Genomic DNA, 15,262 nt, shown 5'->3' with positions numbered 1-15,262 from the left:
CACAATAACCCAGAGAATCACGAGCACGACCATATTCCATGTGAGGAAAGCTCTTGTACATATGTAAGCTCATCTCCTATTGAATTAACTGCATTGGTAAAAGCAACTTCACTTGAAGTTGCACCGATAGTCACTTCTATCAATGTATCTACCACACGCATTGAGTACCGTCGAGATATTCCGGTTAACTCAATATCCACCAGTATGCGCTTGCGCAAACAGGTCTGGCTGGTCTAGGCGGTCTACGCCTCTTCTCAACTGTAAACTGACCGGGTCACAGTTCTTCTGCGCAATTTGCGTGTCACTTGGCACCTAAGTCCGTTCTTCTTTCCTAGTATCTTTTCACCTAAATGGTGTTCTGTTGCGCTGATAGCGCGGGATAGTATCATGCGATTTCAATTAAGCGATATTTCGCTCAAATGGTACGGCTTAATAGCTGTACTCCTCATATCGGGAATTTGCTGGGGTGTTCGTGACACTTGGCTTCCACTCGTCAAGCAAAAATTCTCACTAATCAATAAACAATCAGGCGAAAATCTTGCTGGTAGCCAGGGAGAAGACATCGGCCACAGTGGTCACAACCACGGTGATCCTAGTCATGCGCATGAGGACTCAACGTCTTTGGAGCTCTCTGAGCAGGCGCGGCGTAATATTGGATTGATTGTTGGTGAAGTCGCGTTGCAGACCTATGAACGAACCTTGAACATTCCAGCGATGATCGTTGAACGTCCTGGACGGACACGAATCCATATTACCGCTCCCATGACTGGTATCGTAACTCAGATACACATCATTGAAGGAGAAGCCATTCGTTCTGGAATGTTAATGTTTAAAATTCGTCTCACACATGAAGATCTCGTCCAGGCTCAAACAAAATTCTTACAAACAATAGGTGAATTAGAAGTTGAAAACCGTGAAATCGCTCGTTTAGAGAAGATCACATCTGGCATCGTGGCTGGGAAGGTAATTTTGGAACGAGAATATGCAAGACAAAAATTAAATGCCATATTAAGCGCACAGAAAGAAGCTCTCTTACTACATGGACTATCAGAGACTCAAATTTCTCAAATTGAATCAAAGCGAAAATTAATTCGCGAACTCTTAGTGTATGCTCCTGCTAGTGGGCAGGGTAACGAATTACAGTTACCTGAACCTCTCCTTAGACAAGTCTCTGATATTTCACAAGATAGCAACCAGAAATCAAAGAAGCAAACGTCCTCATTTGTGGTACAGGACTTGCAAATTATTAAAGGGCAGTCCGTCCAATCGGGGCAGACTTTGTGTATTCTTGCGGATTTTAGCGAACTATACATCAAAGGAAATGCGTTTGAGCAAGACAGTAACGAACTACATGCTGCAGCGCGCAATGAATCAGCTGTATCAGCTGTTCGTGAAGATAACCAACTACATTCAGAGATCATCAATGGATTGAAGTTCGTCTATGTCGCGAACCAAGTAGTCCCGTCCTCTCGCGCAATGCACTTCTACGTGGGGCTTACAAACGAAATTGAACGAAATAAAAAAACCAATGATGGTCATTACTTTATCGATTGGAAATATAAACCGGGCCAACGATTGCGACTCCGTGTTCCTGTAGAGCACTGGAAAAATAAAATTGTGTTGCCGATTGATGCTGTGGCACAGGAAGGGGCGGAGTTCTACGTATTTCTCGAGAACGGAGACCATTTCGACCGTGTACCAGTTCACGTTGAATACAGCGATCAATATTCGGTGGTTATTGCCAATGATGGTTCGCTGTTTTCGGGTGATGCGATCGCGCTTTCTGGAGCGCATCAAATGCAGGTGGCACTAAAGAACAAAGCTGGCGGTGGCGTTGATCCTCATGCCGGACATAACCACTAAGAGGACCTAACAATGTTAAATTCCATAATTCGCTTTGCTCTACGTCAGCGCTTACTAGTTGTTGTATTCTCATTATTTCTGCTGGGGTTTGGTGGATGGCAAACACTCCAAATGGATATAGATGTTTTTCCAAATCTGAACCGGCCACGAGTCGTTGTAATGACTGAGGCGCCAGGAATGGCACCCGAAGAAGTCGAGTCGCTTATCACATTTCCACTCGAAACCGCTATCAATGGTGCCAATGGAGTCGAAGCAGTTCGCAGTTCTGCTGGCGTCGGTATCTCGGTGATTTATGTCGAATTCGACTGGGGTACCAATATCTACAACGACCGGCAGATCGTAATGGAGCGGTTGCAACTCGTGCAGGATCGCATGCCGGAAGGAGTAAGACCTCAACTAGCCCCCATTTCATCGATCATGGGCCAGATTATCATGATTGGTATGTGGAGCGAAGACGAGAAAACTTCACCGTTGGAGGTACGAACACTTGCTGACTGGGTTGTTCGACAAAGACTGCTCACCATTCCTGGTGTTTCCCAGGTATTCACGATGGGTGGAGGGCGGATGCAGTATCAAGTGCTCGTTGACCCCGACAAGCTACTGAAATATGGTGTCACACTCCACGACGTTAAAAGGGCTTGCGCGGAGAGTAACGAGAATGCAACGGGTGGCTATCTTGATGATCAAGGGCCGAATGAATTTCTCGTACGAGCGATTGGACGCGTGCAAACGATTGATGATTTAAAAAAAGTTGTGGTAATAATGCGCGAGGGGCGACCAGTACGACTTTCGCAAGTGGCCAAGGTCATGGAAGGGCCACAAGTCAAACGTGGTGATAGCTCGGCGTATATTCGAAACGAGAACGGTGAGTTTTCTGGTGGTCCGGCTGTTGTCCTGACCGTAAACAAGCAGCCCACCGCAGACACGCGTGAAGTTACCGATCAGGTCATGAAGGCGCTTGAAGAACTCAAACCATCACTGCCGGACGATATCCGTATTCAGCCGGAGTTGTACTCGCAGAAGGCCTTCATTGATCGGGCCATTGAGAATGTAATCGAGGCGCTCCGAGACGGCGGCATTCTGGTTGTCATTATCCTGTTTCTGTTCCTGATGAATTTTCGAACGACGTTCATTACATTGACCGCAATCCCACTTTCGCTCGCCATTACCGCTCTGGTCTTCACTGCTTTCGGGCTTTCCATCAACACAATGACTCTTGGCGGGTTAGCTGTGGCGATTGGCGAACTAGTCGACGATGCCATTGTTGATGTCGAAAATATTTTTCGTCGACTTCGTGAAAATCGTCATGCGGAGAATCCGAAGCCCCCGCTTCTTGTCGTCTTTCAGGCGAGTGTCGAAATCCGCAATTCCATTGTTTTCGGAACAATGATTGTCGTACTGGTGTTTATTCCGCTATTCGCTCTGTCAGGCATGGAAGGCAGGCTCTTTGCACCGCTTGGTGTAGCTTATATTGTTTCGATTCTATCTTCTTTACTTGTATCCCTGACATTAACGCCTGTCTTGTCCTACTGGTTGCTCTCACGGGCGAAGCTGATGGAGAGTGAAAAGGATGGACCACTTTTAAGATTTCTGAAATGGGCCGCTGGTGGCGCAATTTCTCTAAGTCTCCGCTACGCAAAAATAATGTTATTATTCGGCGTGTCTGGTGTAGCTGTTGCTTTTGTAGCACTGGCGAGTCTGGAACGGGACTTTCTTCCTCCGTTTAATGAAGGTGTGGCACAACTGAATGTGGTTTTGCCACCAGGTACAGCATTAAAAAAGTCGAATGAGATTGCGAAATCCGTAAATGAACGTTTGATGAAGATTGAGGGGGTTGAGGCCTTCTCCAGACGAACCGGACGGGCTGAACTTGACGAGCATGCTGAAGGCGTCAATGTCTCCGAAATGATTATCAGTTTTGATCCAGAATCTGATCGAGGTCGGGAAGTCGTAATCGAGGATATTCGTCACGCGATGGAGGATATACCTGGAATCGTGACAACGGTTGAACAGCCTCTAGCGCATCTTATCTCGCATATGATATCCGGTGTGAAGGCCCAGGTTGGTATTAAAATCTATGGAGATGATCTCAACATCCTCCGACAAAAGGCCCAGGAAATGGCTGCAGTGATGCGCGAAATTGAGGGAGTCACAGATTTGCTCGTCGAACCACAAGTTGAGATTCCGCAACTCCGCATCCAACTTGACCGTGACCAACTTGAATTGTATGGGCTTACTCCATCGTATGTAAATGAATACATCTCCACGGCGATGAACGGCGAAGTCGTGAGTAGTGTCCTGCTTGGTCAACGAACGTTCGATCTACTTGTTCGCATGGATGAAAAATATCGAGAAGACATGGAAGCACTCAAGCGGCTGTCGATTGATCTGCCGAATGGAGGAACGACCCCACTGTCGTCATTAGCTAAACTATATAAATCTAGCGGACCGAACACAATTAACCGTGAACTCGTGCGTCGTCGTATTGTCATTCAGTGTAACGTTACAGGTCGTGGACTGGTCGATGTCGTGGCAGAAATGCAACTTGCTCAAAAGCCAGTCATTGAGTCGTTGCCGTCCGGCTATTTCGTCGAATACGGTGGGCAGTTCGAAAGTGAGAAAAGTGCGAGCCGTACTATTGGAATCTTATTCGGTGTCTCAATGTTTGGAGTTCTGATGGTACTCTACACAATGTTTCGCTCGATAAATTTTTCTCTTCAAGTGATGATGGCGCTACCGATGGCCTTTATCGGATCGGTAATCGCTCTATTAATCACCGGGCAAACCCTGACAGTTGCTGCCATGGTAGGCTTCATTTCATTAGGAGGCATTGCATCGCGGAATGGAATTTTGCTACTGAATCACTATTTGCACTTGGTCCGTTACGAAGGCGAGTCCTGGTCGAAAGAAATGATCATTCGTGCTGGCCAAGAACGGCTGGCTCCAGTGCTAATGACGGCACTGACCTCAGGCATCGGATTAGTACCACTTGCTCTCTCCGCCGGGGAACCAGGCAAGGAAATTCTTTATCCGGTTGCTACTGTAATTTTGGGTGGGCTGATCAGCAGCACTATTTTGGAATTCTTCATTCGTCCGGCTTTACTCTGGACGTTCGGACGCAAGGCAGGTGAACGAATCGTAGAATCTACGACGACTGAAATCCCTCTTATGGAAGAATCATTGGAGAGTCAACAGCCTGTACATGATATTTTAAAATCTTAACTGTCGATACCGAAGTCGACACTTAATTTGAAACTTTCACTGGGATGTATAGATACTTCCAGCAACTTCTAGTCTATCAAAACTGAAAGGAAAATGACTATGTTTACGATGAATTTGAAGAAGACCTTATTTGGTGGCATCACAATGGTGATTGCTGCGAGTCTGTTTGCAAATTCTGTATTGGCTGCGGAAAAAGAAATCGTTGGTTACCGTCTGCAGAAATGGAAGACGATTCATTTTGACGATGGCCAGAAGGCTAACATTCACATTAAGGCAGTGAAAAAACTCGGTTGTGAAGTTTAGAAGTACGACCATGGCAGTCCTCGATGTAACCTATCGTTGTCCAAATGGCAAGAGATCACTCTTAAAACTCATGATTCTGCTCGCCATTGAGACAAGTGGCTCGAGACGAGTGGATTTGAGACAAAGTACGTGCACTGAAACGTACCTATAACAAGAGACTAGAATACGCTTTGGAATTATGAGGGCGGTGAAAATTAAAAAATCCGTCACTGACTCTCTTCTCTGAACCCGCTTTTTCTAACTTATTAACTTTAATAAAGGCGACAACTCATGATAATACGAAACCATTTGATCTCAAGTACAGCCTTTTTGCTCTTAGCAATAATCTTCTCTGGCTGCTCATCAGAGTCCAATAAATCACAGAATCCAGATGTTCCCGACTTACCTCCGGCCACAGTTGAGACTGATGCCCACGACCATCCGAGTGACGGCCCACACCATGGCCATCTTATCGAGTTAGGTAAAGAAGAATACCACGCCGAATTCATTCACGATGAGAAGAATAGTACTGTCACAATCTACATCCTCGACGGTACCGCAAAAAATGTTGTTCCCATCGACTCCAAAGAGATTTTGATCAATCTCAAACACGATGGGCGCGGGGAACAATTCAAGTTGACTGCTTTGCCTGACAAGGGAGATCCCGAGGGACAATCGTCACGATTCGTATCGAATGACAAAGAACTCAATGAAGATCTTCATGCCAAGGATGCGGATGCACGCCTCGCTCTACGAATTGCTGGGAAATCATATTCCGGAAAGATCGAACCTGATCATGGAAGTCACGATCACAAACATTAGTATTCAAAAGGACTACTACAACAAATTAGTTTTAACAATCAAATTCAAGATAACTCGGTTTTAGTAGCGGGCGGTCATTAGGATTACAGTTTCCATGCCGTCCGCTATAGAGAAAATGTTTTTTTTGTGGTGGCCTAGAGCATTGGGTGTTCAAAAGCATTTTCATGACACTCACTGGGAGGATAGGTATGGTAGCCAGAGAATCTGGCGGAAGAACCAATGATCGTTCATCAAATTATGGAATCACTCTGGGACCGATTAACAAATATAAATTCACAAGCTACATGATTCTAGGTTACGGAATCAATCGGTGACCAAAAGTAAGCTAGTTGAGGTCAGACAATTATAGTCCCGTTGCTAGTTCAGAGGACTGCGCACTTTTGGAGATATCAGCCTTAGGAATGCTGTCTAATTTGAGTAATGTTTGAGGGAATCCTAATTGAATCTTGTGTGATGTGACAAATAGGTCCTCGTGTGAAGAAGAATGAATGATCAATAATCTATCTGAAGAAAGAAACTATTATGTTACCGTCTTTCATAAACAAGCCACCAAGCAGGAAAAATCTACGAACGATTCGCTTTCAGCTACTACTGGCAGTGAATGTGACACTTGGTGCGGCCCTTGCGGTATTACTTTTATGGCAGTATGAACGCGAAATGGAAGAAGTTGTTACGGAAAAGCGTTCTGGTCTGAACGATGAAGCAATTGCTATTCACGCAGCAGCCATACATTTGATTCATGACCATGGTATTCGTTACGTTCAAAGTTATATCAACTGCGTCTGTCAACAGATGCGGAGTTCCACGTCTCCCGGTCATCAAATTATAGTTCGGCTGAACGGAAAAGTACTTCAGACAAATCCACACTCACCGAAAACAACAGAAATCTTTTCAGCAATTGATTCCAATACAGCACAGAGCATAAAGTGGAATAACCTTGATATGCTCGGGCTGATTGTTGGACATCATACGGGAGACAATATCAGTGTGTTCGTTTCCGAGAATCGAGAAAATGTGCGTCGTGCTATTCGTCGCAAGGTCCTGATACAGCTTTCCATCCTGGGAATATTAGGTCTGTTGGCAACCACTGTCGTCAACGTAGTTCTGTTGCAGATTATCGGGGCTCCACTGAATCAACTGTTAAAGACCGTCGAAAAAATTTCGGCTGGAGATCTTGAAGCGGAAGTTCCGTCATTCAATAGTTGTGAGATGAATCAGTTGTCGTCTGCCATTAATTCTATGAGCCAGACGTTGTATGAAAACGACCGCGAACGTCGACATCAAATGGAAAAGGCAAGAAATATCCAGCAGCATCTGCTTCCAAATGGTATTCAGATCCCAGGTCTAGTGACGGCATGTGTGTTTGAACCTGCTGATACTGTCGCAGGTGATTACTACGACTTTTTACCGTTGGCAGACGGTTCATGGTTGATTTGCGTGGCAGACGTTATTGGACATGGTGTTCCGGCAGCAATGGGGGCGGCCATGCTCAAATCACTGCTAATGGCCGCTTCTGAACTGCCACCATACGAACCTGAAAGTCTACTCCAAGAAGTTAATCAACGATTTGCTGCCACGATGTTGCCAGGTAACTTTGCATCGATGTTTCTCGCTCGTTGGAAACCGGATACCAATGAATTCTCGTGGGCAAGTGCAGGCCATCTTCCTGGAATAATGCTCGAAAAATCAGGACGTCTCGATTCATTAAAAAGCACTGGAATGCTAATGGGGTTGGACGCTGGTACTGTTTGGGACCGGCAAACTACTTTTCTGTCAACCGGAGACCGAATTCTACTCTTCAGTGATGGGGTGACCGAAACACGCAATCCGAACGGAGAACTCTTTGGCCAGGAACGACTAACGGCATGGTTTTCACGCTGCAGTGTACTTTCACTTCAGAGCACTGTGATGCGGATTATTGAAATCCTAATCGAGTGGCGAGGTGAGTCCACCCTGAGCGATGACCTAACACTTGTGGTACTCCAATGTGTAGCCAACAAGAACGAGATTTCGACGATCGAGACTGATGACAACAAGTCATTTGCAACACTAAACATTCTTACTGAAATGGAAATAAATTCACAAAAATCAAGGATGAGTGATTCATGACTTTTCAGATAAATCCGACCAATGAATTGCGTGAGATATGCCCAAACAGCAAGGTTGTCGTTATGACTGCGGACAACAACAAGCCACAGTCAGGAGAGGGATTAATTAAAAAACTGACATATTCCTGGTCACTCTGGTTGGGACAGTATCGCATTACGCTGGAATTCATTGCCATGGTTCTGGTCCTATTCACACTGTTAAGGGTTATTCTAGTTTTTACATATGTTGATTGGAATTCCGTAGCGACACACGAATTAATTCAATTAAGCATTATTGGATTACGGTTTGATTTACTTGTGACTTTCCTCTATGTGATGCCTCAAATCATTCGTCATACATTCTTTTATAAAACACCTTCAGTTAGTCGTTTGAATCGTACGTTTCTTCACTTTGAAATACTGTTTACAGTTTTGTTCATTCCCTTTCTATGCGTTGCAGAATTCCTGTTTTTTGATGAATTTCAATCACGTCTAAATTACATCGCTTTTGAGTATTTGGTTTATCCACATGAAGTGTTCGGCAATATTTGGGAATCATATCCCATCGTATTATTGTTCTTCGGCATCTTCATCACTGCTGGTAGCCTGTTTGTGATTATCCGAAAGCGAGCACAGAATGTAGTCGACATACCCATTCCGAAGAGTCGTCGATATGGAATATTCTTTATGGTCGTTTTCACGATCAGTATCCTGTGGTCTACAATAAGTATGAGTAGTACCAAATATTCTCAAAACCGGATTGTTAACCAGTGCTCCGGAAATGGGCTTTACAGTTTTGTGTTCTATGCCTGGTCGTGTGGTTTCGATTATGATGAGTTCTACCTTACCATCGATCGAGAAGAAGCCAATCAGCGTGTTCAGCAGCGCATCATTACTTCAAACGACCATCGACACGAATTTTCACTTAATCCGGTAGACCGAACAGTAACTGTGCACAGAATTCAACGTGATTGGAATGTCGTTGTGATTCTTGAAGAGAGTTTGGGCTCTGATTTCGTAGGTATTTTGGGCGATGATCGCGGGCTCACTCCTTTCTTTGACAAACTATCTGCTGAAGGTATCTTGTTCGATAATTTCTACGCCACAGGTAACAGGACGGCTCGTGCACTAGAGGCTGTTCTAACTTCAATGCCCCCGATTCCTACAGAATCCATCTTGAAACGTGACCACTCAGATAATGTCTACACTCTGGCTCATGTACTAGCAGCACGTGGATATAATAGGGTGTTTATTGAAGGTGGACATGGAATCTTCGATGGAATGCGCTCATTCATGATGTCCAATGGATTTGAGAGGTTTATTGAACTGAAAGACTATGAAGCCCCTACCTTTACAACGGCTTGGGGGGCCTGTGATGAAGACATCTTCAACCGATCACTTATTGAATGTGATGATCTGAGCAAACGCAATAATCCCTTTTTTATGGTTGTTCTCACCAATTCGAATCATCAACCATTCACATATCCCAGTGGTCGAATCGATTTGCCCTCCGAAGCGAAAAACAGGACACATGCGGTGAAGTACTCAGATTGGGCATTAGGGAATTTCTTTCAGAAAGCAAAATTACATGAATTCTATAAGAACACATTATTCGTTGTGATGGGAGATCACGGTGCCCGTGTGTACGGAAGCCAATTGTTCCCGATGAAGTCATATCGAATTCCAGTTCTTATGATTTTGCCAAGTGGTAATGGTGGGGGAATACGATGCTCGACGTTAGCTTCATCTCTTGATATTACACCAACAATTATGGGACAACTCGGTGGGACGTATCGATCCGTCTTTTTCGGACGCGATGCTCTAAGCATAGCTCCGTCATCCGGTTATGCGTTGATGCAACACAATCATGACTTGGCACTCCTTCAAAGTAATCAACAGATGCTGGTCCTTAGTAGCCAGAAGAAGTATGAGTTATTTCGCTTAGACACCGAGACATACTCTCTAACTCAACAACAGGAAAGGAATACCAGGCTTCGCAGGGATGCGATTAGTTTTTTCCAATCAGCACATCACTTGTACTACCAAGAACGTTGGTTTCCAGCTGAGACATCCGTTTCTGAGCAATCTCACGAGATACACCATACGCACAACATCCCGATCTGGCAGCATAACAAGCCAACGACAGGTAGAAAGTTTTGAAAATGATCAAGATTCGCATAGATCTTTTGTCTGATTAATGTGAAATGCGTGACTTCCACCACCTCTTAATTTTGTTGATCAGGAGAATCCAAACGAGAGTGACACAACAACAAATCAAAAGCGGAGAACTCAACACCGATTTGTAGACTAATGAGCAAACGGAAAAAACGAAAACGAAAACGAAATCACATGAAGCCGATTCAACGTCGGAAGTTAACGCCAAGGGAACGGTGGGGTTATACAATACTGATTCTTTTCTTAGTCGGACTCAGGTTTATCCCATACATTATTGATTTGATTTGGTATCCCAATCCCTGGAACGCATTTTTGTTGACTGCCGTCATAATTTTCCTTGTAGTCTCAACTATTCTGTTACTGAAGCATGCCAAGGTGTGAACGATGATTACGCTATCTCCAATAGAATGGCAGCTGTGATTTAGAATACTGCGTCGTTTCGTCATGATCGTCTCCTTAGAAAAAGTCTATTGGAAACTCTCACAACAAATGGATCAAGTTAAGGGGAGCATGCCACCTGAAGTACTATCTTTAATAATATTTCGACACAATCGGAGTGATGCAGTCAATATGAAGAAATTGAAACTCATAACTGTTGCGAAGCGGGGACTTCCTCTTGTGCTGGCAATCTATTTTCTTCCTTGGATTACACTTTTCTATATCATTTGTGGTCTGCTAGATGTAATTAGAAATTCGGATCGTAGCCCTAACACTTTTGCCCGCTATTTTTTCGGTAATGGTGTCCTCACTTGGATGCTGTCGCCAATGAATTTGCTCTTTGATCTATTGTCGTTTCCGTATTGGAACAAAGGAGTATACCGACTTAACGAACTTCCACTGGAGTATCAGCAAGAGCTGAATGATTTGGCTAACGCAATCAATGAAGCTGACCTATGCAAACGCGCAAACGCTCAAATGAAGGATCATAAGCGCCTGATGCTGTTCTATAAGTGGTATGGGGTAAACAGCGAAATGATTGATGACGTCCCAGCTTTTTGTCAAACGTTTAAGTTCATCCGTACAATCGGCGTATCTGCTTTTCGGGGACACGAATCGACCTCTCGACATTTTGGTCCGCTACGGTTGACGTATCGAGTGCTGTTGAATTTTGGTCCGGTGCCGCAAGGAGCATCTTATATCGAGGTGGGGCGTCACACAAATTACTGGCGGGATTGTCGATTGTTCATTTTCGATGATACGTTGATTCACCAATCGTTTAATCAGGCTGATAGTATCCGATATTGCTTGTTCGTCGATATCCTGCGTCCTTCACCCTGGCCGAATTTGATGGATTGCATTTTGAGATTCATTAGGTTTTGCCTTTCGAATTATAATTCAGTCTTCTATAGAAACTGGGATGTCGTTTGGAATCAAGCCGCCAAGGAAGTTTCGGAACATAGCAAACTCGACGATGATATTTGATTTGGTTGTTAGGTGACTGGACTTCATCCACCAGTGTTCAATATGAATTGTCTTGGGTAAGATCGCGTAGGCTTTTAGAGAATGTTGTGAACTCCCCGGGAATAGTGGGCGCTCTAACTAGAGTGTAAACTATTCTGACGATGAACAACATGAACAAGTAGCTGTTGAAGTCAAAATCTAAACCCGAAATTACACGGCGGTTATTTACAAATGAGTTCATACTTGAAGCCATCAAAATGGTCACCAAGCAAGGCTTCAACACTGCTGAAGTGGCACGCAGCCTGAATATTAACGTAAGGCTCATTGTTCTTGAGCATCAGCCAGGCAATGATAACCAGTTTACGTGCTGTTCCATAGACTACAAAGTTCCAACATTTTATTTGGCTATCCGGTTTAATGGGCCCGAGTTCATTTCAAAGAGTTTGGACTGGTGGGCTTACTTCAATAAAGTAACTCTGGATTTCAGTCGGCTGGGAAAACCGACCGATAATGCGTATACTGAATAGACTTGGCCCCCTTAACCGCGTCCACCTAAAATGTGGTAACATATCGATTTTGGACATAGTTTTGGGAGAATGAGCAATGCCGAAAAAACGCTTTACTGTTGAGCAGATTATTCAGAAGCTTTGTGAAGCGGAAGTCGAACTGGCTCGTGGCAAGACGATTGGCCTGGTCTGCAAACAACTGGGAATCACTGATCAAACTTATTATCGCTGGCGTAAGGAATACGGTGGAATCCGTACCGACCAGGACAAACGCTCAAAGACCTGGAAAAGGAAAATGCACGCTTAAGGCAGCTGCTGGCAGATGCTGGCAGATGCGGAACTGGATAAGGCGATCTTGAAGGAAGCCACTTCGGGAAACTTTTGAGCCCGGCCAAGCGATGTCAGGCTGTGAGTTATGTTCGTAATATTTTGGGGCCTGAGATCCTTTCAGAACGCCGGGACTGCCGCGTGTTGGGGCAACCTCGTTCCACTCAGCGACGGGAGCCATATTTGTCGCCTTTCTGCCACAAGAAATAACGGTAAGTGTACTGACCACATCATAAATTGCGCCGGTTGCACGGATTATTCCAATCGCGCGGCCTTCGAAATCCAAACCGTAGACCGAAACGGAAAAATTGATTTATCATGCATGATACGAAGAACCGATCTATTAAAGAGATTGTGTATTCTCTTTCTATCGGGATCTCAGGATGAGATGGTGGTATAACAATTGGATCTGCCTCAGCTTCGCGATTACGACTCTCGCGCAGACAACCATTCCCTGTGATACCCACTGTTGTCATTCTGACATGCATACGATATCAACTCAAATTTGTCATCAACACTGCCATGTAGATTCGGTGGTGGAACCTGTTCATCAAAACCCAGAGCCAAACTGTCCGTTTTGCGTATGCAGTGTGGAACGAATTCTGGTGCTGATTCCCAACAAAACATACCGACAGTTGAAGCAGAATTATGTTTGTTCACACGATATTGCAAACGTTAGCGATGAGCATTACGAGATTCAGAATAGCTGGCTCACAATCGACAATTTCTACAAACGACGCTCCATCATCGCGGATCTGAGGAAACTACTCATATAAATCATGACACAATTCCGTTAGTGTCTCTGATATCTCTCAAATCTACATATTATTGATGATGTAAGGAATCTACCATGATTCGTTCACGACTGATCCGGTTCTGCATGGTACTGCCATGCTCTTGCTTAGTGTCCTGCGCCCATTTCGGCGAGACGCAGGTCACTGATCACAAAACTCCTGCCAAAATGGATGTTGCCCAGCAGGAAGACGCTCCCAAATCGCTCAAAAAGATGGTTAGAAAGAATGTCTCAAAGTCAAATCAGCCAGCTGATGCTTCCCGTACAGAAGTCGCCGACAACCTCAGATCTCAACAGACTGAAAAGGACATCGTCATTTCGCTCGACGACATTTCCAGCGACGACGATCCACTCCTGCAAACCGGTTTCGAACCCAAAAGCACAACAATCCCCCCTGCCCCTACAACGGGATCAGGAGACAAGACTCCGGCAGAACCGGATCTGATCGCCATGACTCTCGATCTAGACAGCCTATTGCAGATGGCGATGGAATCAAACCCCACACTCGCGGAAGCCACCGCGGTCGTCTATAAAGCCGAAGGGATCAAAACCCAGGTCGGTCTGCGTCCCAACCCCGTCTTTGGTTATTCCGGTAACGAAATTGGAAATGATGGCAGAGCCGGTCAGCAGGGAGCCTTTTTCAGCCAGACCTACGTTCGCGGCAACAAACTGCAACTCAACCAGGATGTCGCCCACCACGATGTTCAATCGCTCTCCTGGGAACTGGAAGCGCAGCGATTTCGCGTCAGCAACGATGTCAAGTCGCAGTTCTACGCCACCCTCGGTGCCCAGAAGCGGCAGGAAATCACTTTGAAATTGGAGAAAGTCGCGGAAGCCGGTGTCGAAATTGCTCAGTCGCTCTATAAATCAGGACAGGCTGCCCAGCCTGATATTCTGCAGGCCGAAGTCCAGTTGGGAGAAGTCCGTATCCTCCGTCAGAACGCCGAGTACGATCTTGAATCTGCCAAGCAGCAGCTGGCAAGTCTCGTCGGTACGCCCGACCTGTCTCACTATAATTTCACCGGAGAACTCGACGTTAACTCCGTGAAATGGAACTGGGACGAAGCCTACAACAATCTCGTCGCCAACAGCCCGGAAATCCAGGCAGCTTGTGCACGCGTCAATCGGGCCCGCGCTCAGATCTCCCGTCAGGAAGTTCAGGCCATGCCGAACCTCCTCGCCCAGATCGGTGCCGCTCATGACAACGCCACCGGCTCTGATATCGCAAACGTCCAGATCGCCCTCCCCATTCCAATCTTCAACCGCAACCAGGGGAATATTGCAACAGCCAACTCCGAATACAACCGCTCTGTCAAAGAAGTTGAACGTCTGCAGCTCTCTCTCAAAGTCGAACTCTCCAAGGCTTACCGCGACTACAAGAAATCGCTGAAACAGGTCGAACGTTATCGGGAAGACATCCTGCCCCTCGCTCAGAAAAACCTCGATCTCACCACCCAGGGTTACGAAAGCCAGCAGTTTGACTTCCTGCGTGTCTTAACCGCACGTCGCACGTACTTCGAAACCAACATCAACTATGTCAACTCGCTGATCAACCTGCGACAGTCCGAAGTCCGCGTGAACGGCATGGTCCTCTCTGGTGGTTTAAACAGTGTTCAGGACATCTCACAAGGCGTGGGTGGCACCAGCAACCGCGGACAGGCTTTGAGCGGACAATAAAGCTAACAGAGCAATGTCGACGTGCAACACTACTGTTTGTTCTTCTTCAGAAAGGAGAAATTGTGGTGATGGATAAATTGAGTTAACCTTGCCCTCAACCTTACGTG

The 15,262-nt window shown here is 45.5% G+C and carries 8 protein-coding genes and 2 pseudogenes; all 10 read left to right on the top strand.

Features of this window, described 5'->3' with window-relative positions; all coding sequences use genetic code 11:
- Positions 1-387: 387 nt before the first annotated feature.
- Positions 388-1,863, top strand: coding sequence for an efflux RND transporter periplasmic adaptor subunit (locus tag ACN0YN_RS18220; RefSeq protein WP_145190890.1), 1,476 nt, complete (start codon positions 388-390; stop codon positions 1,861-1,863).
- A 12-nt stretch (positions 1,864-1,875) separates the two neighbouring features.
- Positions 1,876-5,085: an efflux RND transporter permease subunit gene (locus ACN0YN_RS18215; RefSeq protein WP_145190888.1), complete on the top strand. Its 3,210-nt coding sequence runs from the start codon at positions 1,876-1,878 to the stop codon at positions 5,083-5,085.
- A 99-nt stretch (positions 5,086-5,184) separates the two neighbouring features.
- Entirely contained in the window at positions 5,185-5,388 is a 204-nt protein-coding gene (locus ACN0YN_RS18210; RefSeq protein ID WP_145190885.1) for a hypothetical protein, read from the top strand.
- Between the two features lie 270 nt (positions 5,389-5,658).
- Entirely contained in the window at positions 5,659-6,189 is a 531-nt protein-coding gene (locus ACN0YN_RS18205; protein ID WP_145190882.1) for a hypothetical protein, read from the top strand.
- Between the two features lie 522 nt (positions 6,190-6,711).
- A complete protein-coding gene (locus tag ACN0YN_RS18200; protein ID WP_417386449.1) occupies positions 6,712-8,298 on the top strand; it encodes a PP2C family protein-serine/threonine phosphatase in 1,587 nt (528 codons plus the stop codon).
- Positions 8,295-10,436: an LTA synthase family protein gene (locus ACN0YN_RS18195; protein ID WP_145190876.1), complete on the top strand. Its 2,142-nt coding sequence runs from the start codon at positions 8,295-8,297 to the stop codon at positions 10,434-10,436. Before ACN0YN_RS18200 ends, ACN0YN_RS18195 begins: the two co-directional genes overlap by 4 nt.
- Positions 10,437-11,021: 585 nt before the next feature.
- Positions 11,022-11,873: an aspartyl/asparaginyl beta-hydroxylase domain-containing protein gene (locus ACN0YN_RS18190; protein ID WP_194242512.1), complete on the top strand. Its 852-nt coding sequence runs from the start codon at positions 11,022-11,024 to the stop codon at positions 11,871-11,873.
- 164 nt (positions 11,874-12,037) lie between these two features.
- Positions 12,038-12,154 (top strand): annotated as a pseudogene (locus ACN0YN_RS18185) (hypothetical protein); the annotation flags it as partial.
- Between the two features lie 301 nt (positions 12,155-12,455).
- A pseudogene (locus tag ACN0YN_RS18180) lies at positions 12,456-12,862 on the top strand (transposase); the annotation flags it as partial.
- A 673-nt stretch (positions 12,863-13,535) separates the two neighbouring features.
- Entirely contained in the window at positions 13,536-15,155 is a 1,620-nt protein-coding gene (locus tag ACN0YN_RS18175) for a TolC family protein (protein WP_145190867.1), read from the top strand.
- Positions 15,156-15,262: the final 107 nt, after the last annotated feature.

This window comes from Gimesia sp. (assembly GCF_048260065.1).
GTDB lineage: Bacteria > Planctomycetota > Planctomycetia > Planctomycetales > Planctomycetaceae > Gimesia.
Note: the sequence above shows the minus strand (reverse complement) of the source record. Positions and strands in the feature narration are given on the sequence as shown.